At 74.4% G+C, this 25,190-nt stretch carries 23 protein-coding genes and 1 pseudogene; 12 read left to right on the top strand and 12 right to left on the bottom strand.

Features of this window, described 5'->3' with window-relative positions:
- Nucleotides 1–717 (top strand): annotated as a pseudogene (locus E1287_RS21635) (FAD-dependent oxidoreductase); the annotation flags it as partial.
- 190 nt (nt 718–907) lie between these two features.
- On the opposite strand, the gene E1287_RS21630 reads toward E1287_RS21635, so the two are convergent.
- The 4 genes from E1287_RS21630 to E1287_RS21615 form a co-directional block, all read right to left on the bottom strand.
- Nucleotides 908–1,357: an SRPBCC family protein gene (locus E1287_RS21630; RefSeq protein WP_243719302.1), complete on the bottom strand. Its 450-nt coding sequence runs from the start codon at nt 1,355–1,357 to the stop codon at nt 908–910.
- A gap of 62 nt (nt 1,358–1,419) precedes the next feature.
- Nucleotides 1,420–3,462, bottom strand: a complete 2,043-nt coding sequence (locus E1287_RS21625; RefSeq protein WP_131966861.1) for a CehA/McbA family metallohydrolase — start codon at nt 3,460–3,462, stop codon at nt 1,420–1,422.
- Nucleotides 3,463–3,663: 201 nt separating this feature from the next.
- On the bottom strand, nt 3,664–4,092 hold the full coding sequence (locus E1287_RS21620) for a PPOX class F420-dependent oxidoreductase (RefSeq protein WP_131966860.1): 429 nt from the start codon (nt 4,090–4,092) through the stop codon (nt 3,664–3,666).
- Nucleotides 4,093–4,191: 99 nt separating this feature from the next.
- Complete coding sequence (locus E1287_RS21615; protein WP_243719300.1) at nt 4,192–4,881, bottom strand: hypothetical protein; 690 nt, start codon at nt 4,879–4,881, stop codon at nt 4,192–4,194.
- Between the two features lie 363 nt (nt 4,882–5,244).
- On the opposite strand from E1287_RS21615, the gene E1287_RS21610 reads away from it, so the two are divergent.
- The 3 genes from E1287_RS21610 to E1287_RS21600 all read left to right on the top strand — a co-directional run bounded on the left by E1287_RS21610 (nt 5,245) and on the right by E1287_RS21600 (nt 7,366).
- Complete coding sequence (locus tag E1287_RS21610) at nt 5,245–5,847, top strand: sigma-70 family RNA polymerase sigma factor (RefSeq protein WP_131966859.1); 603 nt, start codon at nt 5,245–5,247, stop codon at nt 5,845–5,847.
- On the top strand, nt 5,844–6,581 hold the full coding sequence (locus tag E1287_RS21605; RefSeq protein ID WP_131966858.1) for a zf-HC2 domain-containing protein: 738 nt from the start codon (nt 5,844–5,846) through the stop codon (nt 6,579–6,581). The genes E1287_RS21610 and E1287_RS21605 overlap by 4 nt, the downstream gene beginning before the upstream one ends.
- A gap of 80 nt (nt 6,582–6,661) precedes the next feature.
- Nucleotides 6,662–7,366 (top strand): hypothetical protein, encoded by a 705-nt coding sequence (locus tag E1287_RS21600; RefSeq protein ID WP_131966857.1) that lies wholly within the window; start codon nt 6,662–6,664, stop codon nt 7,364–7,366.
- Here the strand turns inward: E1287_RS21600 and E1287_RS21595 are convergent.
- Together E1287_RS21595 and E1287_RS21590 are read right to left on the bottom strand one after the other, a co-directional pair.
- The gene (locus E1287_RS21595; RefSeq protein WP_131966856.1) at nt 7,363–8,148 is read right to left on the bottom strand and encodes an ABC transporter permease; all 786 of its coding nucleotides are present in this window, start codon (nt 8,146–8,148) and stop codon (nt 7,363–7,365) included. The genes E1287_RS21600 and E1287_RS21595 overlap by 4 nt on opposite strands.
- Nucleotides 8,145–9,140, bottom strand: a complete 996-nt coding sequence (locus tag E1287_RS21590) for an ATP-binding cassette domain-containing protein (protein ID WP_243719298.1) — start codon at nt 9,138–9,140, stop codon at nt 8,145–8,147. Before E1287_RS21590 ends, E1287_RS21595 begins: the two co-directional genes overlap by 4 nt.
- Nucleotides 9,141–9,234: 94 nt before the next feature.
- Between E1287_RS21590 and E1287_RS21585 the strand changes: the two genes are divergently transcribed.
- Nucleotides 9,235–9,987, top strand: a complete 753-nt coding sequence (locus tag E1287_RS21585) for a TetR/AcrR family transcriptional regulator (RefSeq protein WP_131966854.1) — start codon at nt 9,235–9,237, stop codon at nt 9,985–9,987.
- On the opposite strand, the gene hrpB is transcribed toward E1287_RS21585, so the two are convergent.
- Nucleotides 9,971–12,529: an ATP-dependent helicase HrpB gene (gene hrpB, locus E1287_RS21580; RefSeq protein ID WP_131966853.1), complete on the bottom strand. Its 2,559-nt coding sequence runs from the start codon at nt 12,527–12,529 to the stop codon at nt 9,971–9,973. The two genes, E1287_RS21585 and hrpB, sit on opposite strands and share 17 nt — an antisense overlap.
- A 327-nt stretch (nt 12,530–12,856) precedes the next feature.
- Here hrpB and E1287_RS21575 point away from each other — a divergent pair, with 327 nt between their 5' ends.
- Nucleotides 12,857–13,636: an NERD domain-containing protein gene (locus tag E1287_RS21575; RefSeq protein WP_243719296.1), complete on the top strand. Its 780-nt coding sequence runs from the start codon at nt 12,857–12,859 to the stop codon at nt 13,634–13,636.
- A 35-nt stretch (nt 13,637–13,671) separates the two neighbouring features.
- Here the strand turns inward: E1287_RS21575 and E1287_RS21570 are convergent, their stop codons facing one another.
- Entirely contained in the window at nt 13,672–14,130 is a 459-nt protein-coding gene (locus tag E1287_RS21570; protein ID WP_131966868.1) for a hypothetical protein, read from the bottom strand.
- A 73-nt stretch (nt 14,131–14,203) separates the two neighbouring features.
- Nucleotides 14,204–14,566, bottom strand: a complete 363-nt coding sequence (locus tag E1287_RS21565; RefSeq protein ID WP_131966852.1) for a hypothetical protein — start codon at nt 14,564–14,566, stop codon at nt 14,204–14,206.
- Between the two features lie 57 nt (nt 14,567–14,623).
- Here E1287_RS21565 and E1287_RS21560 point away from each other — a divergent pair, with 57 nt between their 5' ends.
- On the top strand, nt 14,624–15,352 hold the full coding sequence (locus E1287_RS21560; protein ID WP_131966867.1) for a histidine phosphatase family protein: 729 nt from the start codon (nt 14,624–14,626) through the stop codon (nt 15,350–15,352).
- A gap of 13 nt (nt 15,353–15,365) precedes the next feature.
- Here the strand turns inward: E1287_RS21560 and E1287_RS21555 are convergent, their stop codons facing one another.
- A complete protein-coding gene (locus E1287_RS21555; protein WP_243719295.1) occupies nt 15,366–16,838 on the bottom strand; it encodes a helix-turn-helix domain-containing protein in 1,473 nt (490 codons plus the stop codon).
- A gap of 624 nt (nt 16,839–17,462) precedes the next feature.
- On the opposite strand from E1287_RS21555, the gene E1287_RS21550 reads away from it, so the two are divergent.
- From E1287_RS21550 to E1287_RS21535, 4 genes are all read left to right on the top strand, one after another.
- Nucleotides 17,463–18,080 carry a hypothetical protein gene (locus E1287_RS21550; protein ID WP_131966851.1) on the top strand — a complete coding sequence of 206 codons (618 nt, stop codon included), beginning with the start codon at nt 17,463–17,465 and terminating at the stop codon, nt 18,078–18,080.
- A gap of 60 nt (nt 18,081–18,140) precedes the next feature.
- Complete coding sequence (locus E1287_RS21545; protein ID WP_131966850.1) at nt 18,141–19,217, top strand: low specificity L-threonine aldolase; 1,077 nt, start codon at nt 18,141–18,143, stop codon at nt 19,215–19,217.
- A gap of 104 nt (nt 19,218–19,321) precedes the next feature.
- On the top strand, nt 19,322–20,509 hold the full coding sequence (locus E1287_RS21540; RefSeq protein ID WP_131966849.1) for a beta-ketoacyl synthase N-terminal-like domain-containing protein: 1,188 nt from the start codon (nt 19,322–19,324) through the stop codon (nt 20,507–20,509).
- Nucleotides 20,510–20,795: 286 nt separating this feature from the next.
- A complete protein-coding gene (locus tag E1287_RS21535; protein ID WP_131966848.1) occupies nt 20,796–21,671 on the top strand; it encodes an oxygenase MpaB family protein in 876 nt (291 codons plus the stop codon).
- A 28-nt stretch (nt 21,672–21,699) separates the two neighbouring features.
- On the opposite strand, the gene E1287_RS21530 is transcribed toward E1287_RS21535, so the two are convergent.
- Nucleotides 21,700–22,899: an aminotransferase class I/II-fold pyridoxal phosphate-dependent enzyme gene (locus E1287_RS21530; protein ID WP_131966847.1), complete on the bottom strand. Its 1,200-nt coding sequence runs from the start codon at nt 22,897–22,899 to the stop codon at nt 21,700–21,702.
- Between the two features lie 237 nt (nt 22,900–23,136).
- Here E1287_RS21530 and E1287_RS21525 point away from each other — a divergent pair, with 237 nt between their 5' ends.
- Nucleotides 23,137–24,180, top strand: a complete 1,044-nt coding sequence (locus E1287_RS21525; protein WP_131966846.1) for a lysylphosphatidylglycerol synthase domain-containing protein — start codon at nt 23,137–23,139, stop codon at nt 24,178–24,180.
- A gap of 38 nt (nt 24,181–24,218) precedes the next feature.
- Here E1287_RS21525 and E1287_RS21520 read toward each other — a convergent pair whose 3' ends face one another.
- Nucleotides 24,219–24,995 (bottom strand): SGNH/GDSL hydrolase family protein, encoded by a 777-nt coding sequence (locus E1287_RS21520; protein ID WP_279506054.1) that lies wholly within the window; start codon nt 24,993–24,995, stop codon nt 24,219–24,221.
- Between the last annotated feature and the right edge of the window lie 195 nt (nt 24,996–25,190).

Genomic DNA, 25,190 nt, shown 5'->3' with positions numbered 1-25,190 from the left:
GGGAATGGTTCGACGGGGAACCGCTCCGTGGGGAACGGCTCGGCGGCGTACGGTCCGGTCTCGGGGGACCACGGGGGGTCGCGGGGACCCTCCGCGGTCGCACCGGACCGTACGTCGCTGTGGTTCACGGAGGAGATGAAGGGCTCGGTCACCTACGGCGAGACCGATCCGCGGACCGGCGCGAAGGCGGAGGGGCGGCGGCCGCTGTCGTTCCGCCTGACGATCACGGCGGACGACACCGACCGGTTCGTCCGCGAGCCGGGTCACGAGGCGCGTGCCGAGGGGTGGGTCGACGCGTCCGGGCACGGGGGCCGGCGCCGCGTCGAGCACGGCACGTTCAACCTGTTCGTCGACCCGTCGCCGGGCGTGGACGGCGAGGACAGGCGGCTGATGAAGTACCGCCTGTTCTACACCGACGGCGACGGCCACGCCCGCACGCTCAGCGGTGTGAAGAACGTCCTGCACGGTCCGCCGACGCGGATCTGGCCGGACACGTCGACGCTGTACGTGCGGCTGCTGGACGGCCACGTCGGCGAGGCCGAGGAGGACGGCGCGGAGGTCGTCGCGGCCGGTGTGCTGCACATCCGGCTGACGGACTTCGCGCGGCAGCTCACGACGTTCCGGACGTCGGGTCCGGACGGCGCGGAGTCGCTGCTGAACTTCGGCAGGTTCTTCGCGGGCGAGCTGTGGGAGGTCTACGGTCCGGACCCCGTCTAGGCGGGGGCGGGGTCCATCGGGGGGCCGAATACGTGCAGGCCGAGGGAACTGCGGGGTGCTCTCGGCCTGCACCCTTTTCGCCGGGGGTCGCGCGGGGGGTCGCGCGGCCTCCGGCCCCGCGACCAGGAAAGCCCGGCCGCGGAAGCCGGGCCGCGAAAGCCCGGCCGCGGAAGGCCGGTCGCCCGGAGCGTCAGAACTCGGCGGCCCGGCGGGCGGGGCAGCCGGGCGGGCACTTCTCGAGATGCGCGGGCAGCCATCGGGCGAACGCCGGCAGCATCAGCCGGTACCAGAGCCGCAGCAGCGGCCGGGTGCCGGGGATCAGCGGCTCGAACTCCGCCAGCCAGCGCACGTGGGTGCCGGGGTCGCGCGCCTCCAGGTGCACGTCGCCCCGGTAGCGGCGGACGGGCAGCCCCGACAGGGCGACGTAGGCGTAGTGCGTGCTCGGCTCGTAGACGACGGTCTGCTCGCGGACGGGCCAGAGCACTCTGACGGCCCCGATCCCGTACCGGGTCGTGTCGCCTTCGCGGCCCTGCTTGGCCCCGGTGGGGAACCTGCCCCACGCGGCCCACGCCTCGGGAACGACCAGGTGCCGGAACACGTCCTCGGGCGTGGCCGTGGTGGTGAAGGTGGCCTGGATCACCACCGAACGGTAGCCAGCCGCGCGTCCCGGGCACAAGCGGGGCGCCCCGTGCCCGCCGATGGTCAGCGGCCGGTGAGGCGGGCGATGTAGACGCCGCGGGCCTCGTCCAGGAGGTCGAGGTGGGCGGCGAACTGCTCGGGTGCGTCGAAGCGGGCGGTGTCGCGGAGCAGGTCCTCCAGGCGGTCGAGGTACTCCAGGCACCAGCGCAGGTCGGCGCCGCGGGCGACGCGCCGTCCGTCCACGCGCAGGTGGACGGGGCTGGTGTGCGCGAACGCTCCGGAGTAGTGCATGGAGCGTTCGTGCCGGGGCCCGGCGGCGACGGCGACGACGTAGGTCGGTTCGCCGACGGTGAGTTCGGCGGTGACCTCGCCCGGCGGTCCGTCCGCGAGGATCCCGTCGGCGGTCCGCAGTTCGATGCGCAGCACTTCGGGCCCGATCGTCCGTGCGGTGACGGTGACGCGTTCGCCTGGGGCGACGTCGAGGATGTCCCCTGGGCCGTGGCCGTCGACGTGCAGTTCCAGCCAGGGGCCGGTGGTGGCGAACGTCCGTCCGCGGCGGATCGCGTCGGCGAACGACGCGGCGGTCAGCGGGCCGTCCACGCGGGCGTAGACGCGTTCCCAGCCGGGCGGGCTGGACTGGTTGCCGCGGCGCTGGAACGACAGCATCGTGTCGGTCCCGGCGGTGACGGCCAGGGCGTTGCCCGCGCCGAGGAGCCGCCGGTAGACGACGGCGGTCGCCTGGATCGAGGAGTGGTTGAGGACGTCGAGGGAGTCGATCAGGCCGAGCGCGGCGTCGGCGACGATCTCGCGGGACGAGCAGTTGCGCCCGCCCGCCAGCACGGCGGGCGGCGGGTCGTCCTCCTCCACCGGGATGTGGAACGGGTGGCTGTATCCGAGGACCGCGCCGAGGCCGCGCAGTTCACGGCAGCCGGTAGCGTTCGGCGGCCAGTCGGCGGTGCCGAGGAACCCGGTGTGGAACCGTCCGGGCGGCGCGGTGACGCCGAACGCGTACAGGTGCCCGAGCAGGTCGTTGCGGTACTCGACGCCGAGGCGCGCGATGTGGGCGGCGTCCGACCACGGCAGGTCGCGTCCGGCCCAGTGCTCCAGCGCCTCGCGGTCGTAGACGCGCCGCGAGGCGACGTTCCCCGCGACGAGGTTGAGGACGTGCAGGTCCTCCCCGTGCTGGACGGCGGCGGCCTGCGCGGGCGTGCCCACGGTGTCGCCGGCCCAGTTCATGTGGACGTGCATGTCGCCGCCGTACCAGCCGCGCGCGGCCGCGTCGTAGAGCCGCGGCGGCGCCAGCTCGACGAGGGTCTCCGCGCCGACGTCCGGGGTCACCTGCGTTTCGGCGGTCTCGTACTCCATGCCCCTGGTGACGCGGACGGTGAGCGGCTCGGCGGGCACGTCCAGGACGACGTCGTCGCCGTGGAAGTAGGGGACGCGGTGCGCGTCGATCCGGTGCGGCGCGCCCGCCGGGTACCAGCCCTGCCCGTCGGCGCCGGCGACCGTCCAGCGGCACGGGAACCCCGCGCGCAGCCGCAGCCGCGCGGCGAGGGCCTGCCGGGTGAGCGACCCGAGCGGGACGCGGGTGTCGCCCGCGACGACCTCGCTGCGCGACGTCACCGGGACGAGCCGCGCGCCGCGCGCCGGGATCTCGTGCGCGGCGCCGTCCACCCGGACGGTGACGGGCGCGTCCCGCGAGGAGTCGACGAGCAGCGTGGTGCGCACCGGCCCGCCGTCCAGGACCGCCTTCGGGACGGCCTCCAGCGACACGCCGTCCGGCAGGACGCGCAGCGCGGCGAGGTTGTCCAGGACGCGGCCCCTGAGCGCGTCCCGGACGACCTCGTGCAGGTCGAGCTCCTGCACGCGCGCGTCGATCTCCTCGGCCGACGCGCCGGGATGCGCCGCCAGGACCTTCCCCAGGCAGGTGATCCAGTAGTCGTGCTCGTCCATCAGGAACGCGCTGGTCTCGATCTGCCGGACGTACCCGATCGGGTCCTCGCCCCAGGCGGGGCCGTGCTCGCGCAGCAGCGCCCGGTACTCCTCCAGGGCCCGCGCGACCGCGGCCGGCTCGAGGTCTTGGGGGTCGGCGTCGGCGTCGCACATCGTTCCTCCCGGTGGCCGCGTCTCCGGGGCCGCGTTGGGGTGGCGCGGAACGCCGCCAGGGTGACACGGAAGCCGTGCCCCGCCTAACGCGCGCCGTCCCGCGGGATGCGGAACGTACGACCCGGGATGCGGATCGTTCGACCCGGGCTGTGGATCGTTCGACCGGGTCGAAGAATCGTGCACGGCCCACCGGGCGGGCCGTCAGCCGCGGACGTGGCCGTAGAGGCGTTCGACGTGGAGGCGGACGACGAGCCGCCCGTCCTCGGCCATGACGCGCCGGTACTCGTCCCAGTCGGGGTGCTCGCCGCGGATGTCCCGGTACACCTCGACGAGCTCGGCCACGGCGGCGTCGCCGGGGTCGGCGGCGACGGCCGACAGCTCCGCGGCGCCTTCGGCGACCGCGTACGACCAGCCGTCCGGGGTGCTGACGTGCAGGCTCGCCCGCGGGTCCCGGGCCAGGTTGCGGGCCTTGGCCCGGTTCGCGGTGATCGAGATCCGGACGAGCCGCCGGTCGGGGTCGAAGTGGTAGTTGATGTTGGACGACTGGGGCCGCCCGTCCCGCTTGAGGGTGATCAGCACCCCGAGGTCGTGCCCCGCCACCAGCTTGGCCAGTTCAGCGTCGTCCGCCATCGTCGTCCGCCTCCGCAGAAGTCCGGTTTCCAGGCGTCAACCGCGCCCCGCCCCGATCGCTTCCCGCCCGGCGCCACCGGGCGGGAACGGCTTGCCGGACTATCGGACGGCGAGGGCCGGGAAGTCGAGGACGCGGGCGTCCGGGGCCGGCCGGTCGCCCGGCGGGCCGCCCCGCTCGCCCCCGTCCTCGCCGCCCCGGTCGTCCGGCAAGCCGTTCCGGCGGACGGCGCGGCCGGTCATGATGTGGCCGCGGAAGGTCGCGCCCTTCGCGGTCACCTTGATCGGCTGGAACGCCTCCGGCGGCAGCGCGCAGAACCCGGTCCGCACGACGTCCTCGAACAGCGAGTCCGAGACGACGTAGGCGAGGTCGCGGTCCGCGTCGTCGACCAGCAGCCGGCGCAGCGGCGCGGCGTCCAGCAGCCGCTGGACGACGATCGGCGCGTCGCCGGCGGGCCCGAACGGCCCGGCCGTCAGCGTGCCGTGGTGCAGCGAGAGCCGCACCCGCAGCCGGTGCCCGCCAGCCTCCCCGGCGGCGCCACCGCGCGCCTCGCGGTTGAGGTCGCGCAGCGCCTCGGCGAGGCCGATGACGAACTCGCCGGCCACCATGGCGGGGTCGGTCCCGTCCGGCAGCGTGGCGAGCTCGCCGTCCCCGCCGACCTGCTTCTCCCAGTGGCCGCGGTCGAGGCCGGCCCCGTGCGCGGCGCGGTCGAGCGCCTCGCACAGGTCGCGCTGCGCGAGCAGCTGCTCGCGGGTGTCGCGCTTGCTGTACCCCTGGATGTCCACCGCCATCAGAAGGCGGTAGCTCAGTCGTGTGTTGCCGTTCCCTTTCACTATGCCGATCCGCCCCTCGGTCCTTAGCTGGGCAAATGGGCCCGATGCCCGCATTCGCTCCAATGCGTGGAGTGAGCGTTGCCCTTCCGGGGACCGGCGCGGCGTGGTCCCTGCCGGCTTTCGGAACTAGGACGCGGCCCGCGGGCCGTCCGCGCCGGGGGTAAGGAAAAGGTGTCGAACCGGCTAGGGGCCCGCTGGAAAATCCGCCACGGAAGCGGCCCGGTTGAACCTCCGGCGACCCGGGGCGCGTACTGCCTCCCGACGTGACACCTGGCTCACGGTCACCGCGCCGTCCGCCCCCGCTTCAGCCGGAGACCCCCGATGGCCCACAGATCACCGACCGCCGTGTCGGCCCCGCGAGAACGTCCAGCCGCCGGCCCGTGGAGCTGGTTCCGCGGCCCGCAGCCCGCGGGCGCCGTGGACGACCAGGTGATCGTGACCGAGCTGTACCGCGTGTACGGGCGCCCGCTGCTGTCGTTCGTGCTGCGCCTGACCGGCGGCGACCGGCACTGGGCCGAGGACGTCGTGCAGGAGACCATGATCCGCGCCTGGCGCAGCGCGCACCAGCTCGACGAGAACGCGACCTCGCTGCTGCCGTGGCTGGCGACGGTCGCCCGCCGGATCGTCATCGACGACCAGCGGCGCAAGAACGCCCGGCCGCAGGAGGCGGGCGAGGGCCCGCTGGAGAACATGCGCGTCCCCGACGGGTTGGAGGATCTGCTGCGCTCCGTCGTCGTGTCCGAAGCACTCCTCGCGCTGTCCCCGGCCCACCGCGAGATCCTCAACGAGACCTTCTTCCGGGACCGCTCGGTGAACGAGGCCGCCAAGCAGCTCGGCATCCCCGTGGGCACGGTGAAGTCCCGGGTCTACTACGCGCTCAGGGCACTGCGCGTCGCCCTGGAGGAAAGGGGCGTGACGCCATGAGCGCGGACATGCTGCACATCGACGTCGGCGCCTACGCCCTCGGCCTCCTGGAGGAACCGGACCGGCGGGCGTTCGAGGCCCACCTGTCGGGGTGCGTCGCCTGCCAGGTGGAGCTGGGCGAGCTGCGCGGCATCGCGGAGACGCTGGACGGCATCGGCCCCATCGCCGAACCGGCCGACGCCCCGGCCGCGCCGCCGCCGCCCGAGCCCGCCGTGGTGTCCGACCTGCTGCGGCACCGGATCCGCCGGGAGCGGCGGCACCGCTCGACGCGGGCGCTGGCCGCGGCCGCCGCCGGCGTCGTGCTGCTCGGCGGCGCGCTCGGCACCGGGTACACGCTGGGCGCCGACCGCGGCGGGACGGCGGCGTCCGATCCGGACGGCGGGACGGCCGCGCTGATGCGGGACGGGCGGCGCATGACGGCCACCGAGACCGGATCCGGCGTCACCGGGACGGTCGCACTGCAGGACAAGGCGTGGGGCAGCCGGATCGGGCTGGAGCTGAGCAAGGTCCGCGGCCCGCTGGAGTGCGAGCTGGTCGCCGTGGACCGCGCGGGCCGCGCCCACACGGTGGCGGGCTGGGCCGTCCCGGCGGCGGGGTACGGGCTGCCGGGGTCCGCGCAGCCGCGGCTCGCGCTGCAGGGCGGGACCGCGCTGCGGCCCGGGGAGATCAGCCGGTTCGAGGTCCGCACCACCGGGCGGGGCGCGGCCCGCACCCTGCTGACCGTCCCGGCCTAGGGGCCTGCGGCGCGTTCTCGCGGTCCGGCCGCACCGGCCGCGGGGACGTGCCGCTCCCGCATGTCTCCTACGCTGGGACGATGAGTGCGACCCGGCCGTCATCGGGTCCGGAGCTGATGCTGCCGGGCCTGCGCGAGGTGTACGCGGCGTTCGTCCGGGAGGCGGACGCGCTCCCGGCGCTGCCCGGCCCGCTGGAGGCGGAGGCGTGGGCGTCCGCGCGGCTCGGCGCCCTGGAGGCCGCGGCCCCGCACGCGCAGGGCCTGCGCGCCGCGCTCGGCGACCTGATCACCTGCCTGCGCGCCGCCGCGACGCCGGGGGCACGGGCGTTCCTTCGGGCCCTCGCCGCGATCGGCCCCGTGGCGGGACGCAGGGCGGCGGGCCGGGCGGCCGGCGGGCTCGGCGACGTCCCGGCGGCGCCGTGGGAGGGGTCGCTCGGACGCGTCGTCCCCGGCCAGGTGTGGCTCATCCAGGAGGGCCCGCTGGACGGCGACCGTCTCGTCTGCGAGTTCCGCTACGAGGACGCCGGTACCCGGGGCCTGCACGCGACGGCCGTGCGGCTCGGGCACGGCGACGCGCCGTCCGAGGTCGTCATCGTCGGGGACGTCCCGGCGCTGATGGCGGCGGCGCGGCAGGCGATGCAGGCGGAGCTGTGCGTCGTCCAGCCTTACGATCCGGCGGCCGTGGGACCGAGGCTCCGCGCCGCGCTCGACCACGCGGAGCCCCTGCCCGAGGCGTGCTATCCGGCCATGGCGCTCGCACGCCACCGCGCCGCCCTGCTGCCCTAACGGCCGAGGGCGCGGTAGCGGCGGACCGACAGCGGGGCGAACACCGCGGCGATCGCCAGCGGCCACACCACCGCCATCAGGACGCTGTGCTGCGCCGCCCACGACCCGCCGGACACGGGGTCGCCGAACAGCTCCCGGCACGCCGTCACGGTCGCCGACATCGGGTTCCATTCGGCGATCGCGCCGAGCCAGCCCGGCATGGTGCTGGGCGCGACCAGCGCGCTGGACAGGAACCCGATCGGCCACACCAGCACCTGGACGGCCGCGACCGACTCCGGCCCCTTCGCCATCAGGCCCAGGTAGATGCCGAGCCAGATCAGCGAGAACCGCAGGAGCCCGAGCCCGGCGAGGGCCTTGGCGGCGCCGTCGTGGACGCGCCAGCCGATCAGGACGCCGCACACCGCCATCACGGCCAGCGCGACGACGGAATGCAGCATGTCGGCGGCGGCGCGGCCCACGACGACGGCGGACGAGGACATCGGCATCGCCCGGAACCGGTCGGCCACCCCCTTGGCGGCGTCACCGGCGATCGCGGTGAACGTCGTCTCCACGCCGAACGCCATCGTCAGCGCGAACATGCCGGGGACGATGAACTCCCGGTAGTTCCCGCCGCCAGGCACGTCCATCTGGCCGCCGAACAGGTAGCCCATCATCAGCACGACCATCACGGGGAACAGCAGCGCCATCGCGACCTCGCCGGGCCGCCGCGCCCAGTGCGCGAGGGCCCGCCCGGTCAGGACACGGCCGTCTGCGACGGCCCAGCGCAGCGTCTGGACGCTCACGAGCGCACCTCCTCGTCCTTGTCTTCGGTGTTCTCGGTGCCGCCGGTGAGGTGCAAGAACACCTCGTCCAGGGTGGGGCGGCGGAGGCCGATGTCGGCGACGCGCAGGCCCGCGTCGTCCAGGGTCCGGACGGCCTCGGTCAGAACGGCCGCTCGTCCGGTGACGGGGGCGCCGACGCGCAGGGCCTCGGTGTCGACGTCGACCTCGCCGGACGCGACCCGCCCGATGATCTCGGCGGCCGCGGTGAGCGACGCGGGGTCGTCCAGGACGACCTCGATGCGGTCGCCGCCGAGGCGCGCCTTGAGGGCGTCCGGGGCGCCCTCGGCGATGACGCGGCCGTGGTCGATCACCGAGACGCCGTCCGCGAGCCGGTCGGCCTCCTCCAGGTACTGGGTGGTGAGCAGGACGGTCGTGCCGCCGCCGACGAGGGTGCGGATCGCGTCCCACACCTCGTTCCGGCTGCGCGGGTCCAGGCCGGTGGTGGGCTCGTCCAGGAACAGCACCGGCGGCGCGAGGATCATGGACGCGGCCAGATCGAGGCGGCGCCGCATGCCGCCGGAGTACTCGCTCGCGGGCTTGGCGGCGGCGCCGGTCAGCCGGAACCGCTCCAGCAGCTCGTCCGCCCGCCGCCGCGCCTCCTTCGCGCCGAGGTGGTAGAGGCGGCCGAACATGACGAGGTTCTGGCGCCCGCCGAGCACCTCGTCGACCGCCGCGTGCTGCCCGACGAGCCCGATCCTGGTCCGCACCTCGGCGGGCGCGCGGACGACGTCGTGCCCGGCGACGCGGGCCGTGCCGCCGTCCGGCCTGGCCAGCGTGGCCAGCACGCGGACGGCGGTCGTCTTTCCCGCGCCGTTGGGGCCGAGCAGCCCGTGCACGGTGCCCGCGGGCACGCGCAGATCGAGCCCGGCCAGGGCCTCCGTGCCGTTCTTGCGGGGGTCGCCGTAGCGCTTGCGCAGCCCTTCGGCGACGACCGCGAACCGTGGTTCCGCCACGCGTCCTCCAAAACTATGTACGCAGTACGGACTTAGCATCGCGGACAATATAACGTACGTCGTACAGAGTTTCATCCCTGAGAGGATCGCCGATGTGACGACCGAGTACAGCGGGGGCGGCGACCCCAGGCGCAGCCTGGAACTCCTGTGGGGCGTGCGGGAGCGGCCGAAGCGCGGCCCGAAGCCGCGGCTGACCGCCGAGCAGATCGTCCGGACCGCGATCGAGGTGGCCGACGCCGACGGCCTGGACGCCCTGTCCATCCGCCGCATCGCCGACGAGCTCGGCGTCTCCCCCATGTCGATCTACACCTACGTGCCGGGCAAGGCCGAGCTGATCGACGTCATGCTCGACCGCGCGTTCGGCGAGCTGACGCCGCCCGTCCAGGACACCTGGCGGGAACGGCTGGAGCACATCGCCCGCGAGAACTGGGCCATGTTCCACCGCCATCCGTGGCTGCTGCAGATCACGGTGGTCCGGCCGCCGATGGGGCCGAACACGATCGGCAAGTACGAGTACGAGCTGCGGGCCGTGGACGGCGTCGGCCTCACCGACCTGGAGATGGACTCGGTGGCCGCGCTCATCACCGGCTTCGCCGAGAGCGCCGCCCGCGTGTCGGTCAGCGCCGCCGAGGCCGAGCGCCGCAGCGGCATCAGCGACGCGCAGTGGTGGGAGGCCACCGCCCCCTTCCTCGACACCTACGTGAACGAGGCCGACTACCCCATCGGCACCCGCGTCGGCACCGCCGCGGGCCAGGAGTACAACTCCGCCGTCGCGCCGCGCCGCGCCTTCGAGTTCGGGCTCGCGCGCATCCTGGACGGCATCGCCGTCCTCATCGACTCCCGCTAGAGCGGCGCGCGCTGGTGCGCTTCGTCGGCACGGCCCGCACCGGGTCTTCGGGCCACGGATGCCTGGGGTAGCGTCCGCGCAGCTCCGCCCGGACCGCCTTGTAGCCCTCGCGCCAGAAGGACGCGAGGTCGGCCGTGACCGCCGCCGGGCGTCCGGCCGGGGACAGCAGGTGGACGACCAGCGGCACCCGCCCGCCCGCGAGGCGCGGCGCGGCGTCCCATCCGAACAGCTCCTGCAGCTTCACGGCCAGGACGGGCCGTTCCTGCGCGTAGTCGACCCGGATCCGGGACCCGGACGGGACCTCGATCCGCTCGGGCGCGTACTCGTCCAGCCTGCTCGCCTGCTCCCACGGCAGGAGACCGCGCAGCATGGCGGCGACGTCGATCCTGCCCAGGTCGGCCCGGCGCCGCGCCCCCGCCAGCCACTCCGGGACGCGCTCCAGCAGCGCCGCGTCGCCGACCGCGGGCCACGGCTCGCCGAGCGCGGCGTGGAGGAAGGCGAGCCGGTCGCGGAGGGCGTGGGCCGCGGGCGTCCAGGTCAGCAGGCCGAGCCCTTCGGCGCGGACGCCGTCCAGAAGCGCCGCCCGGACCAGTTCGGGGTCGGGGTTGCGCAGGGGGCGCGCGTCCAGTTCGATCGCGCCGAGCCGTTCGACGCGGCGCGCGACGACGTCGCCGTCCCGCCAGGCGACCTCCTCGGCCGTCTCCAGGAGCGGCGCGGCGGCGAGCCGCGCGATGTCCTCGCCGATCACGACGGCCTGCCGGACGCGCGCCGACGCCGCGCCCGCGGGCCGGTCGGCCGCCGCGATCGCCAGCCATTCCGCCCGCGCTCCGGCGAGGGCCGAGCCGTCGGCGAGCGCGGCGCCCGTCCCGGACGCCATCAGGTATCCGCTCCCCCGCCGCGCCCGCGCGACCCGCTCCGGGAACGCCAGCGCCACCACGACACCCGCCGCGTGATCGTCTCCCCCGGCCGCCGGGGACTCGTCCGCGTCCGGGAGGGATTTGTGCAGGCGGCGGGCCTCGTCGCGCCAGCGGGCGGCGTGGGCGTCGGCCGGGCGGCCGGGGCCGCGGAGGGCGCGCCAGGCCGCGGTGAGGTCGTCGCCGGACGAGCGCGGCGGAGGCTCGGACAGCAGCGCGACGATCTCGGCGGCGCGCCGCGCGCCGACCTCGGGCGCACCGTCGATCAGCGCCCGGGCCAGCCGGGGATGGAGGCCGACGCGGGCGAGGCGGCGGCCCCGGTCGGTGACGTGCCCGCCGTGCACGGCGCCCAGCGCGTCCAGGGTGGCGCGGGCGGCGTCGAGCGCGGCGCGCGGCGGCGGGTCGGGCAGGGCGAGGCCGGACGCGCCGGGATCGCCCCAGCAGGCGGCCTGGAGCGCGAAGCCGGTGAGGTCGGCCAGCTCGATCTCGGGACGGGGCCGGGCGGGCAGCCGGTCGTGCTCGGCCTGCGTCCAGCAGCGGTAGACCGCGCCGGGGGCCTCCCGTCCGGCGCGGCCCGCGCGCTGGGCGGCGGTGGCGCGGGACGCCCGGACGGTGGTGAGCGCGCCGAGCCCGCGGGCGTGGTCGGTGCGGGGTTCGCGGGCGAGGCCGGAGTCCACCACCGTCCGGACGCCGGGGACGGTGAGGCTCGACTCGGCGACGGACGTGGCCAGGACGATCCGCCGCCGGGACGCGGGCGCCAGCACGGCGTCCTGCACCGACCGCGGCGCCTGGCCGTGGACCTGCAGGACGTCGGCGCGCACATCGCCGAGCAGCCCGGCCACGCGGGCGATCTCGCCGACGCCGGGCAGGAAGCACAGGACGTCGCCGCCGCGTTCGTCCAGGGCGCGGCGGGCCGTGGCGGCGACGTGCGCGAGGAACGCCGGGTCGACGCGCATACCGTGCGGCGGCAGGACGGGACGCGGCGGCGGCGCCCAGACCGTCTCCACGGGGTGCAGCGCGGCCTCGGTCTCGACCACCGGGGCGTCGCCCAGCAGGCGCGCCCAGGGGCCGGTGTCGGCGGTCGCGGACGCCGCGACCAGGCGCAGGTCGGGACGGAGCGTCGCGCGGACGTCGAGGAGGAACGCCAGCGCGGTGTCGGCGTCCAGGTGCCGCTCGTGGCATTCGTCGAGGATCACCGTGCCGACGCCGTCGAGCTCCGGACCGTCCTCCAGCCCCCACCCACCGCCATTCAACGGACGAGCTCCGCTCGACGGGTCCGCTAGGAGCCGCTGCAGGAGGACCCCGGTGGTGACGAGGTCGACGCGGCTGCCGGGACGCGTCTCGCCGCGGACGATGACGCCGACCTGCCCGCCGACGCGTTCGCCGAGGAGCCAGGCCATGCGGCGGGCTGCGGCGCGGGCGGCGAGCCGGCGCGGCTCCAGGACCAGCACCTTCCCGGCCGGTGCGGCGCCGCCGAGCGCGAGCCCGGCGAGGGCCAGCGGGACGAGCGTGGTCTTCCCGGTGCCGGGCGGCGCCGCCAGCACCGCCGCGCCGTGGCCGTCCAGGGCCGCGCGGAGGGCGGGGACGGCGCGACTGACCGGAAGGCTCTCGGCGGCGTCGATGTGCACCGCCCCAGTCTGCCCCTTGGGCGGCCTCTCCCGGAGCCCGGACGTGCCGTTGCGTAATCGCCCATGCGGGGAATGCCACGCAAATGAAAAAGGCTCCGTGCGTTGCGGTGATAGTTGCACCGAGCCTTTCAGCAATTACCTTGCCGCCATCTGAGTTTTTCCCCGGATTCGATCGTCCAACCCTGCCGAAAGGCCAGGTAGACAATGCTTTCAAGAGCTAGAAGTTGCTTCCACGTTTGATTTACGTCACCGTGTGAACTGTAGCGGCAATACCGTGGGTATCCCCATAATGAGGACGTCATAGCAGGGTGCTGGGAGGGTCTCGTCATGATCGGCAGTTCCATCTATCTGCGGGACAGGGCGGCGTTCACCGGCGGTTCACCCCAGGCGGTATACGAAGAGCTGTGGCAGCGCGGCCGAAAGGGTAGATTGCGGACCCGCGCAATTCTGGCCGTCGCGGCGCTGCTCCTGTGCGGGCTGCTGGTCAACGCCATATTCGGAATCGTGATGGCGCTGCTGATCGCGGCCGCGGACACGTTCGTGCATTGGCGCGTGCATCACGCGTCCAGCGTGTGGCGGCGCGGGCTGCGCGGCGAGGCGCGGATGAACCGGTGGCTGCGCCACACGCTGGAGCGGCGCGGGCACCGGGTGCTGTACGAGCGGGTCGTCCCCGGGCACGGACCGGCCGACCAGCTCGTGGTCGGGCCGGGCGGCGTGTGGCTGGTGCACAACGAGGCCTGGCATCCCGACGCGGAGATCTCCCACCACGGCGGCCGGCTGTTCATCGACGGCCGGACCCAGTCGAAGCTGGTGGGCGGGCTGACCGCGCGGGCCGACGCCGCCGCCGAGCTGATCTCGCGGGTCGCGGAGGTGCCCGTGAAGGTGACGCCGGTGCTGGCCGTGCACGGCGGCCGCCTCGTCCGGACGCCGTTCACCGCGGACGGCATCGTGTTCGCGCCGCCGCCGCGGCTGATCCGCTGGATGAGCCGCAACCCGTCCGCCGACCACTCCCCCGACGAGGTCGAGGCGATCGCCAGGGCCGCCGTCCGCGCGCTCCCGATCGGCGGCCGGCTCACCCCGCCCGCGGCCGGCATCACGGCCGCCTGACCGTGACGGTCATCCGACACCTGTGGCCGGAGGGCTCACTCGCCGCCGCCCACAGGGCGCCCACCGCCCGCTACGGGCCCGCCACCCTGGCGGGCGGTGCGGCGCAACCACAGCAGGCCCGCGACCGGCAGCACCAGCGGCACGAACCCGTAGCCGCGCCCGAACCCGGACCAGACGGTCTCGTCGGGGAACGCCGCGGGGTCGGCGACGCTGAGCGTGCCCACCACCAGCACCCCGGCCAGCTCGATGGAGCACGCGGCGACGGCGACCCGGAACGACGTCCGCCCGCCGCGGGCCAGCGCCACCGTCGCCAGGACGTAGACGGCGGCGGCGAACGCCGACAGCGCGTACGCGACCGGCGCGTCGGAGAACCGGGTGGCGATCTGGACGCCCGCCCGCGCGCCGGCCGCGAGCGCGAAGACCGCGTAGACGGCGACCAGGAGCCGTCCCGGCCCGCCGCCGGTGCCGGGGCGCGCCGTGCCGCCCGTGCGGATCTCGGCGCCGGCGCGGGCGCCGTCGTCCGCACGGGCCCGGCCGCCGGCGCGGGCCCCGTCGCCAGCGCGGGCGTCAGGCACCGCCGCTCCACAGCTGGTCAAGCCGGACGACCATGACCGCGACGGCCACCCCCGCGACGACGATCACGGCGGAGCCCCACCGGGTGCGCTCCAGCAGGCCCCATCCGGCGCCCGCGGCGGGGATCAGCAGGATGCCGAGCAGGTAGCCGACGAACGTGGCGGACCCGTCTGGGCCCTCGTCGCCGGACAGCTTCACGAACCCGACGACGGCCTGCGCGACCAGCAGGACCTCCAGGACGCCGAGCGCGATGAGGTGAGCGGCGTCCATCGCCCGGTTGCGCAGCGCCGTCACCACGGAGTACGCGGCGATCAGCAGCGCCACCGCGATGATCGCGGTGGTCAGGACGTCCGTCACGGACAAAAGAGTACTACCGCCTGTAGAGGACGGCGCACGGCGGTGGGGCATGGCAGCATGGCGGGCGTGAACGCGCTGCAGTGGCTGACCCTGACCCGGCACGGCGAGAGCACCGGCAACGTCGCGTACCAGGCGGTGCTCGGCACCGACGCCGAGGAGGCCGGCATCCCGGAACGGGACGCCGACGTGCCGCTGTCGGACACCGGCCGCGCGCAGGCGGCGAGCCTCGGCCGCTGGCTCGCCGCGCTGCCCGCCGACGAGCGCCCGACGACCGTCGTGGTGTCCCCCTACCTGCGCACCCTCGACACCGCGAAGATCGCGCTCGCGCAGACGTCCTACGCGGCGCCGCAAGACCCGGACGGCCTGCGCCCGAGGGTGGACGAGCGGATCCGCGACCGCGAGCAGGGCGCGCTGCAGGGGCTCACCGAACTCGGCGTCCGCCGCCGCTACCCCGCCGAGGCGGAGCGGCTGCGCCGCCTCGGCAAGTTCTACTACCGGCCGCCCGGCGGCGAGTCGTGGGCCGACCTCGCGCTGCGGCTGCGCAGCTTCTACCGCGACCTGGAGGCCGACGCGCCCGGCGGGCGGGCGCTGGTCGTCACGCACGACGCGATCGTGGTGATGACCCGCTACCTGGTGGAGGGCCTGTCGGAGCGGGAGGTCCTGGAGATCGAGAAGACGCCGATCGCGAACGCGTCGGTGACGCGGTGGCGGCAGGACGGCGCCGCCCTGCGGGCCGTCACCTACAACGACCGCGAACACCTCGTCAACGCGGGCGTCTCCCCCTGAACCCGCTCGGCGGCTAGTCGCCGTCGTTGAGGAGGCGGTCGCTGCGGGACGCGACGGCCGCGAGCCGCGAGTCCCCCGGCGGCAGCACGGCGCTGAGCCGCTCCAGTGCCTCCAGGTCGGAGCGGCCGGGCTCGGTCTGCGCGTAGGTCCACAGCGCGTCGGCACCGCCCCGGTCGAGCGCCTGCCGCCTGACCCGCACGGCCAGCTCGTCGCGCTCCTCGCGGAGGGCGGGCGCGTCCGAGCCGGGCAGCAGCTCCCCGGTGTAGAGCCGCACGGCCCCGGCGACGTCGCCGTCGTCCAGCAGCCGCCGGACGGTGAGGAAGTCGGCCTCGACCGCGCATTCGAGCCGGTAGGGACGCGCCCGGACGATATGGCCGAACTGCTGGCGGAGCCGGTGGATCTCGGGCCGGACGGTCGCGGGGCTGCCGTCGTCGCCGTACAGGTACAGCGCCAGCCGGTCGCCGGTCAGGCCGCGCGGGTGCAGCGCGAGCAGGGCGAGGATCTCGGCGTGCCGCAGCGACAGCGTGATCGGCCCGCCGTCGAGGCGGGCGTGCGGGCGGCCGTCACCGAGGAACGACAGCGTCAGCAGCGGCCCCTCCCCGGCGGCGGACGGGGCGGAGCGGCATCCCGGCGACCGGGCTCCCGGAGCGCCCCGGCCGCGCCGCGGGCGGACGGCGGGCGGGCGCAGCAGGAACGCCTCGCCGAGCGACTCGGCGACGGCGGCGCGGCCGTCGGGCAGCGTGACCGTCCCGCCGGACTCGGGGGCGGGCACGCGCCGCCCGCGCCACCCGGCCAGGGCCGGCTCGCCGGGCCCGGCGCCGATGATCCGGCCGGTCGCGGTGATGAGGACGCCGGGTTCGCGCAGGCCCCGCAGGTGCGGAAGGAGGCGTTCGCGAAGCAGCTCGTCCCGCTGCCGCATCTCGTTCTCCAGCCGCGACTCCGCCAGCCGGGCCGCCGCGCTGACGAGCGCGACCGTCGCCGGATGCAGCGCCTCCACGGTCGCGCTCACGTCGATGCAGCCGATCACCAGCCCCGAGTCGGGGTCGGTGATCGGGGCGGCGGCGCACGACCAGCGGTGCAGGACGTGCGCGACGTGCTCGGCGGCGTACACGAACTCGGGCCGCCCGGTGGCGAGGGCCAGGCCGATCCCGTTGGTGCCGACGACGTCCTCCGACCAGCGGAACCCCTCCCCCAGCCCGATCCTGTCCGCGGCGCGGCGCACGGCGGGCGGGCCCTGCGTCCACAGCACGTGCCCGCCGTCGTCGGTGATCACCATGAGGTGCTCGGTCTCGTCGGCAACGTGCCGCAGCAGGTCCTCCAGCAGCGGCAGGTGCGGGTCGAGCGGATGGGCGATGCGGGCGTCGGCGATGACGTCGCGGTCGTACACCAGCGGCGCCGCCCGCACGTCCACGTCGACGCCGGCGGTCTCGGAACGGCGCCACGAGTCGGAGATGGCCTGTCGGACGGCCAACAGGTTCTGCGTCACCAGCAGTCCTTCCCCCGGAGAGGTCCTGGCGTGTCTGAGGATCGGCCCATCCGCTGGGCGGCGCAACCGTTTTCCTGAGATTCTCTCGCAATCGATCCCGCCACGGTGAGTGACAGAGTGATCGCAACGTGCATGCAACGTGGGAGCGCTTACTGTAACCGGCACTGGAAGCCGAAGGGGCTGTTCCAGATGGTTCCGTCGTCCGACGCGCGTGTCCGGGGGGAGCGCGCGCCGGACGGCGGAGCCGGGGCCGCACACGAAGCGGCTCGCGTGCGGCCGCCATCGTCCGGGGGACGCGGGGGGCGTCTCCCGGACGTGCCGCACGGACCAGAGCGCCCCCCGGGCTCCACGGGGAGGACGAAGAACGCATGCTCTGCCTGACCTGTCACCGTGTCCGGCCGGCCCTCGACCGGACGGACTACACCGCCGAACGCGCCCTGCTCATCGTCAGCCGGGGCCTGTGCGCATGCGGGACGCCGGCACCGGCCGAACGGGCCCGCTCCGCGGAAGATCGAAAACCGGCCGGCGCGCCGAAATAATCCCCTGAGTCCACAAACCGTTCATGGGCGATTCGCCTAGAGTTTAAGGAGTTTTCCATCCGCACCGCCCCCTGGAGGGAGCGCCATGACCGTGATCCCCGGTCTCGTCCGCCGCGCCGCCGCCGAGGCGGAGCGCCAGCTGCGCGAGGGCATGGGCCTTCTCGTCAGACTCGGGCGGGATCTGGAACGGTCGGCGGAACTCGGGCGGCTCCTTCCCGCCCTCACCGAACGCCTCAAGATACTAGAGGACGCCGTCCGCGACCAGGACGCCGAGCTGCGCCGGGTGCGCGCCGAGCTCGACTCGCTGGTCGGCCAGCTCAACGACCGGCTGCTGCCGCGCATCGACGAGCGGATGGACGACGCCGAACGCGACCTGGCCGCCGTCGCCACCAGCCTGATCCGCACCGGCCGCGACGCCGCCGGAAACGACGCCCGGCTGGATGCCGCCGAACGCCGCATCGGCGACCTGCGCAGCAAGATCGCGCAGCTGGAGCAGCGGTCCGGGCTGTGGCGCGACCTGCAGTCCGACCTGGCCCGGCTCGGCGACGACCTGGACGCCGTGCGCGCCCGCATCCCGCTGCGCGCCGCCGACCCGCCGACCGTCCTCAAGCCCTCACCCGCCACCAATCAATCGACGGGCTCCGCCCGGCCGCCCGAGGCCGCCCCTGCTCCGGTGCAGAACATCACCGACCGTCCCGCCTGACCCGGCACGGAGAGGGCGGGCGGACGTCCTCAGCGAGCGGGCGTCCTGAACAATGGGCGCATGACGCAGCCGCCGGACGACCGCACCACCGACACCCCTCGCCCCGCGGCCGCGCGGGCGTTCGCGAGCGACAACCAGGCGAGCGTCCACCCGGACGTCCTCGCGGCGCTGGCCGCCGTCAACGACGGGCACCAGCCCGCCTACGGCGCCGACGCCGTCACCGCCCGGCTCCGCGACGTCGTCCGCCGCCACTTCGGCGAGCGGGCCGAGGTGTTCCCGGTGTTCAACGGGACGGGCGCGAACGTCGTGTCGCTCCAGGCCATGTCGGAGCGGTGGAGCTCGGTCGTCTGCCCGGAGTCCGCGCACATCAACACCGACGAGTGCGGCGCGCCCGAGAAGATCGCGGGCCTGAAGCTGGTCACGGTGCCCGCGCCGGACGGCAAGCTGACGCCCGAGCTGGTCGAGGCGCACGCCACCGGGTTCGGCAACGTCCAGCGGCGGCAGCCCGCCGTCGTGTCGATCACCCAGAGCACCGAGCTGGGGACCGTCTACACGCCGGAGGAGACCGCGGCGGTCGCCGCCGCGGCGCGCGAGCGCGGCATGTCCGTGCACATGGACGGCGCGCGGATCGCCAACGCCGCCGCCTCGCTCGGCGTCCCGCTGCGCGCGCTCACCACCGACGCGGGCGTGGACGTGCTGTCGTTCGGCGGCACCAAGAACGGGCTGCTGCTCGGCGAGGCGATCGTCGTCCTGAACCCGGACGCGGTCCGCGGCGTGGACTACCTGCGCAAGTCGAGCATGCAGCTGGCGTCGAAGATGCGGTACGTGTCCGCGCAGCTCGTCGCGCTGCTGGACGGCGACCTGTGGCTGCGCAACGCCGCCCGCGCCAACGGCATGGCCCGCCGCCTGGAGGCCGCCGCCCGCGCCGTCCCCGGCGTCGAGATCACGCAGGCGGTGGAGGCGAACGCGGTGTTCGCGATCGTCCCGAAGGGCGCGGCGGACCGGCTGCGCAAGCGCTTCCCGTTCTACACCTGGGACGAGCGGACCGGCGAGGTCCGCTGGGTCTGCTCCTTCGACACCACCGAGGACGACGTCGACGCGTTCGCCGCCGCCCTGGCCGAGGAGATGACCGCCTGACCCGGCGCCGCCCGACCGTCCCGGCCATCGGGAACGGAACGGCCGCGCCGCCGCCCCGGGGCTATCGTGGATCCGAACAGGATTCGGTACAGGAGGCGACCCCGATGGCCAACCGCACCTTCGTCGTCGGCGTGGGCATGACCAAGTTCGAGAAGCCCGGCTCTCGCGACTGGGAGTACCCCGACATGGCCAGGGAGGCCGTCGGCAACGCCCTCGCCGACGCCGGCGTCGGCTACGACGCGGTCGAGACGGCCTACGCGGGCTCGATGTACGGGTCGATGGGCCAGCGCGCCCTCTACGAGACCGGCATGACCGGCATCCCGGTGATGACCGTCATGAACGCCTGCGCGACCGGGTCCAGCGCCCTGTTCCTCGCCCGCCAGGCCGTCCGCGGCGGCCTCGCCGACTGCGCGCTCGCGCTCGGCATGGAGAAGATGAAGAAGGGCTCGCTCGGCGCGGGCGTCGGCGAGTCCAAGGTCACCATCATCGACCACCACCTCACGTCCATGGCCGCGGGCCGCGAATGGGAGATGGACAAGGCGCCCATGCCGCAGATGTTCGGCAACGCCGGCCGCGAGCACATAGAGAGGTACGGCTCCACCCCCGACCACTACGCCTGGATCGGCTGGAAGAACCACAAGCACTCCGTCAACAACCCCTACGCGCAGTTCCAGACCGAGTACTCGCTGGACGACGTCAAGAACGCCACGATGATCTTCGATCCGCTGACCAAGCTGCAGTGCTCCCCCACCTCCGACGGCGCCGCCGCCGCGATCGTGGTCAGCGAGCGGTTCCTGGACGAGCACGGCCTCTGGGACCAGGCCGTCGAGATCGCGGGCCACCACATCGCCACCGACACCCCCGACAGCTTCGCGGACCACTCGTCCATCCAGGTCGTCGGGTTCGGCTGCTCCCAGCGCGCCGCCCGCGCCGCCCTGGACGAGGCGCAGGTGTCCATCGAGGACGTCGACGTCGTCGAGCTGCACGACTGCTTCAGCGCCAACGAGCTCATCACCTACGAGGCGCTCGGCATGGCGGAGGTCGGCGAGGGCCACAAGCTCGTCGACGACGCGGCCACCACCTACGGCGGGACGTGGGTCGTCAACCCGTCCGGCGGCCTCATCTCCAAGGGCCACCCGCTGGGCGCCACCGGCCTCGCCCAGTGCGCCGAGCTGACCTGGCAGCTCCGCGGCAAGGCCGGCGCCCGCCAGGTCGACGGCGCCCGCGTCGCCCTCCAGCACAACATCGGCCTGGGCAGCGCCTGCGCCGTCGCCGTCTACAAGCGCTGCTAGCCCAGGGGGCGCCCCCTGGAACCCCCGTCACGGCGCAGGCGATCCTCACGCCGCCGTTGCGGTCTGTCGTGCCCGTAGCGGCCGCCCGGGCGTCGCTGCGGTCGCCTGCGCCGCCGGGTCGTGCGACCTCCGGCGCTGGGCGCCTACGGCCGCACGACCCGCGACCCCGGTTGAGCTCTTGCCCAGGGAGCGGACGTGTCCCCGATTCGGGGCGTGCGACAAAAGTTGACTCTTGTCTCATCGGCGCTAGGCTGGCATAAGTGGTCACTTCCCCCCAGGAGGTGCGATGCCCGCCCCGTCCTCGCGTGCCCGCGCTCCGCTCGGGCCCGGCACGCTCCTCTGGCGGCACGCCGCCGACCTGCGCTCGCTGCTCCCCGGCGCCGCCGCCGGGCTCATGCAGCTCATGCACCCCGCCATCGGCGCCGGCGTCAGCGAGCACTCCGCGTTCTTCGACGCGCCGTTCGACCGGATCCACCGGTCCGTCCCGCAGATCTGGGCGACGATCCTCGCCCCGGACGGCGAGCCCCGCGCCCGCACCATCCGCGACCTGCACCGCGCCATCGGCGGCGTGGACGAGCGCGCCCGCCGCTACCACGCCCTCGAACCCGAGACGTTCTGGTGGGCGCACGCCACCTTCACCTGGGAGATCTTCAAGGCCGCGGAGACGTTCCACCCCGGCACCCTCACCGCCGAGGACCACGAGCGGATGTACGCCGAGACCGTCACCTGGTACTCCCGGTACGGCGTCAGCATGCGTCCCGTCCCCGCCGACTACGCCGCGTTCCAGTCCACGTTCTGGCACATCTGCGCCGAACGGCTCGAACTCACCCCGGCCGCCGCCCGCGCCCTGGAGATCGCCAAGCACGGGTCAGACACGGTCACGCTCCTGCCCGTCGGCGGCCACCGCCTCGACCGCGCCGGACGCCTCGTCATCGAACGCCCGCTGCGGCTCATCACCTTCGGCTGCCTGCCCCCGATCGTCCGGGAACGCTTCGACATCCCCTGGACCGTCCTCGACCAGGCCCGCTTCGGCGCCCTCGCGATGGCGCACCGGCACGGCTACCGCATGATGCCCACCGGCATCAACCGCTGGGCGCTGCGCAGCATGCTCCGCTACATCGGCGCCCAGACCCGCCAGGACCGCTACCAGCCCGCCGCCTGACCCGCACCTGCCGCCGGACCCGCACCGATCACGAGCGGCCCGCGCTGTGGCGGGCGGAGCGGCCGGAGCGGCCCGCGCGGGCCGGGGCCTCCACCGGTTCGCGCAGCTGCGCGAAGACCGAAAGGACCCGGCGGACGTCGCCGTCGCTGAGACCCGCGTGCGCGGACAGGCGCACCAGCGTGCGGCCCACCGACGCCGTCGGCGGGAACAGCGCCGCGCTGTAGATCCCGTGGGTGACGAGCGCGTCCCGCAGGAGCGTCGCGTCGGCCTCCGAGCCCTTCTCCAGCGCGATGATCGGCGTGTCCGACTCGACGAGCCGGTAGCCGAGGTCGGTCAGCCCGTCCCGCAGGCGGCGGGTGACGGAGCGCAGCCGGTCCCGGCGGCGGTTCTCGTCCCGGACGACCTTCAGCGCCGCCGCGAGACCCGCGATGTCGTGCGGCAGCAGCGTCGAGCTGAACACGGCCGGAAGCGCGGTGTGGGTGAAGTAGTCGGCGAAGCCGGGACGGTCGCAGGCGATCAGCCCGGCTCGTCCGGGTACCGCCTTCGCCAGGCTCGCGGTACGGAAGTCGACGCGGCCGGTCAGCCCGAGCGCGGCGACGAGGCCCTCGCCGCGCTTGCCGTGCGTGCCGAGCGAGTGCGACTCGTCCACGACGAGGAGGCAGCCGTGCTCCTCGGCGATCTCCACCAGGCCGGGCAGCGGGGCCACCGACCCGTCGGTGCTGTAGACGGCGTCGGCGACGATCACCCCGGAGCCGCCCACCTCGATCCGGCGGCGCAGGTGCGCGAGGTCGTTGTGGCGGAAGTAGGCCAGCTCGGCGCCCGCGGCGCGTGCGCCCTCCCACAGCGACATGTGCGCGAGGACGTCCAGGTAGACGGGAACGTCCGGCCCGGCGACCACCTGCAGCAGCCCGGTGTTGGCCGCCCAGCCCGACGGGCACAGCACCCCGGCGCGGGCGCCCATGTGCCGGGCGAACTCCGCGCCGAGGAGGATCTGCGGATGGTCGTCGGGCAGGCACGGCCCCGGCGTCGGCGCCGCGCCCTCCCCCGACCGGAGGCTGGCGATCATGGCGTCGGCGATCGCCGGATGCTCGGCGATCGCGAGGTAGTCGCTACAGGTCAGCACGATCGCGCGGCCGCCGGGCGCCTTGGCCGGCCACGGCCGGCGTCCGCCCCTGCTGACCCGGAAGTCCCTGATGCGTTCGCCCAGCCGCTGGTGAGCGCTGGTCATGGTCGTCACTCTCCCCCGGTCATGCAATCTCCGGCCCTCAAGACCGTCACTTCCTGTAGCGAAGCCTAATCATAGTGTGAAAAGAATCTATTGCGTGGACCAAAGAGGCGTGCCGGGCAAGAAAACTTCTGCCCGGACGCCGGGCGCGCGAGCGGCGGTCGTGAACGTCCCCCAGCGTTCGCGTCGCGCAGGCCTGGCGGTCGCGTACTCTTCAATCAAGTAGCCGATCACTGAGGTGTGGAGACGATCGCCGCCGGCGCTGAACGCGCGGCGCCCGCCGAACTCCCCGGCCCTGGCGGCGCCGCCACGACGCCTTCCCCCGTCCAGCGGGTCCGCAAGTCCCGCTGGACCGCCCTCGGGGTCCTGCTCATCGCCGCCGCGGCGGCGGCGCTGCTGATCACCGACCCGCCGCGCCCTGTGGCCCTCGACGGCGCCGTCGCCGCGCTGACGCACATGCGGTGGGAGTTCCTGCCCGCGCTCGTGCTGCTGTCCGTGCTGCACTACGTCTGCTCGGCGATCGCGCTGCGCGGCGCGTCCGGACGGCCCATCCCGCTCTTCGAGACGACGTTGACGCAGTTCACCGCCGCGGCCGCCAACCGCGTCACGCCGGGCGGGCTCGGCGCCGTGGCCGTCAACACCCGCTACCTCGTGTGCCGCGGGCTGCCGCTGTCCCGGGCGGTGATCGCCGTCGCCGTGCTGCAGGTGGCGGGCGTCCCGGCGGACCTGCTGCTGCTCGGCGCGGTCCTCGGCCTCGGCGGCGGAAACGGCCGGGTGCTCGACGCGCTGGGCCACCACGCCGCCCAGGCCGCCGGGCTCGTCCCGCCCGTCCCGCTGCTCGTCGCCGGCGGCGTCCTCCTGCCGGCCGCGGCGCTGTGGGGGCGCCGCGCCGCCCGCTCCGCCGTGGTCGGACGGGCCGTCGCCGGGTTCGCCGACCTGTGCCGCCGCCCCCGCGACCTGGCGGTCACGCTCGCCGCGTCCGCCGCGACCACGCTCGTGCTCGGGGTGGCGTTCGCGCTGAGCGTCTTCGCCGTGCCGGGGACGGGCGCGGGCCCGGCCGACGTCCTCGCGCTCGTGGCCGCCTACCTGGTGGGCGCCGCGGCGGGCGCGGCGATCCCCGCGCCCGGCGGAGTCGGCTCCACCGAGGCGGCTCTCGTGGCCGCGCTCGCCTCCCTCGGCATGGCCGCGGGACCGGCCCTGCATGCCGTGCTGCTGTTCCGCGCCGTCACCTTCTGGGCGCCGGTCCCGGTCGGCCTGCTCACCTGTCGTACACTCCGCAGGTGAGCGCCTTTACGTTGTAGATCACTAACTGGCGGACGCGGTCAGGCGTCCTGCTTCACGGCGGCGCGGGCGGAGCCGGTCAGCGCGGGCAGGTAGCCGAGGCGGTGGCCGCGCGCGGTCGGGTGGTAGGACGACTCGATCGGGATCGTCACCGCGTTGAGCCAGTCGTCGCCGGAGCACAGCTCGTGCCCGGCGAACTCGTCCCGGACGTCCGACCAGGTGAAGCCCGCGCGGCCCGCGGCGGTGGCGATCACGCCGTCGAGCGTGTCGGCGGCGCGGTTGAGCGCCGTGCGCTTGCCGTTGCTCAGCCCCACGCACACGTTGACGATCTTGTAGAGGCGGGGGTAGCCGAGGACCACCACGCGGGCGGACGGGGCCCTGTCGCGGATCTTCGTGTACACCGAGTCGAGGCGTCCGGGCAGGGTGTTCGTCATGTAGGTCTCGGCCTGCGTGACCCTGCTCTTGCAGTTCGCCTCCGACTGCAGCACGCAGGTCTGCATGACGTCGGAGAAACCTGCGTCGTTGCCGCCGACCGTGATGCTGACGAGTGTCGTCGACGAGCTGAGCGAGCCGAGCTGGCCGCTGGTGACGGTCGCGGTCGTCGCGCCGGAGCACGCGGCGAACTTGAACGACGACGCGTTGTTCGCCGCCGCCCACAGCTTCGCGTAGGAGTTCGCGCTGCGTTTGCACGCTCCACTGTCAGGGTCGTAGCTTCCGGCACCGGTGCCGGACGAGTAGGAATCACCGAGCGCGACATAGTTCGTCGCGGCCGCCGAAGCGGACGCGGGCCAGACCATTGAACCGGCGGCGAAGGTCACCGCACCGAAAGCGACGAGACAAGGGCGTGAGAGGCGCATCTGCACTCCGGGGCGTGTTATCGAATTGTGTCGCCCGCATAATACCCAGGCGGCCATTCTCCCAAGCCGGCGTTCTGATCAACATGATTTGGGCATTATTCGCCGTTGAAACCGGGTTTAGCGCCGTCCGTCCTCGCCCCTCCGCCTCCGGCCGCA

This window comes from Actinomadura sp. KC06 (assembly GCF_004348735.1).
Taxonomy (GTDB): domain Bacteria; phylum Actinomycetota; class Actinomycetes; order Streptosporangiales; family Streptosporangiaceae; genus Spirillospora.
The sequence above is the reverse complement of the archived record's forward strand: the minus strand, read 5'-3'. Positions and strand labels throughout refer to the sequence as shown.

What these genes read in the sequence shown, in the direction of transcription:
- E1287_RS21575 (WP_243719296.1), top strand. Translation starts at nt 12,857, where the DNA reads ATGATCGGCAGTTCCATCTATCTGCGGGACAGGGCGGCGTTCACCGGC.
- E1287_RS21540 (WP_131966849.1), top strand. Translation starts at nt 19,322, where the DNA reads ATGGCCAACCGCACCTTCGTCGTCGGCGTGGGCATGACCAAGTTCGAG.
- E1287_RS21605 (WP_131966858.1), top strand. Translation starts at nt 5,844, where the DNA reads ATGAGCGCGGACATGCTGCACATCGACGTCGGCGCCTACGCCCTCGGC.
- E1287_RS21560 (WP_131966867.1), top strand. Translation starts at nt 14,624, where the DNA reads ATGGCGGGCGTGAACGCGCTGCAGTGGCTGACCCTGACCCGGCACGGC.
- E1287_RS21530 (WP_131966847.1), bottom strand. Translation starts at nt 22,899, where the DNA reads ATGACCAGCGCTCACCAGCGGCTGGGCGAACGCATCAGGGACTTCCGG.
- E1287_RS21600 (WP_131966857.1), top strand. Translation starts at nt 6,662, where the DNA reads ATGAGTGCGACCCGGCCGTCATCGGGTCCGGAGCTGATGCTGCCGGGC.
- E1287_RS21535 (WP_131966848.1), top strand. Translation starts at nt 20,796, where the DNA reads ATGCCCGCCCCGTCCTCGCGTGCCCGCGCTCCGCTCGGGCCCGGCACG.
- E1287_RS21610 (WP_131966859.1), top strand. Translation starts at nt 5,245, where the DNA reads ATGGCCCACAGATCACCGACCGCCGTGTCGGCCCCGCGAGAACGTCCA.
- E1287_RS21545 (WP_131966850.1), top strand. Translation starts at nt 18,141, where the DNA reads ATGACGCAGCCGCCGGACGACCGCACCACCGACACCCCTCGCCCCGCG.
- E1287_RS21620 (WP_131966860.1), bottom strand. Translation starts at nt 4,092, where the DNA reads ATGGCGGACGACGCTGAACTGGCCAAGCTGGTGGCGGGGCACGACCTC.
- E1287_RS21550 (WP_131966851.1), top strand. Translation starts at nt 17,463, where the DNA reads ATGACCGTGATCCCCGGTCTCGTCCGCCGCGCCGCCGCCGAGGCGGAG.
- E1287_RS21625 (WP_131966861.1), bottom strand. Translation starts at nt 3,462, where the DNA reads ATGTGCGACGCCGACGCCGACCCCCAAGACCTCGAGCCGGCCGCGGTC.
- E1287_RS21615 (WP_243719300.1), bottom strand. Translation starts at nt 4,881, where the DNA reads ATGGCGGTGGACATCCAGGGGTACAGCAAGCGCGACACCCGCGAGCAG.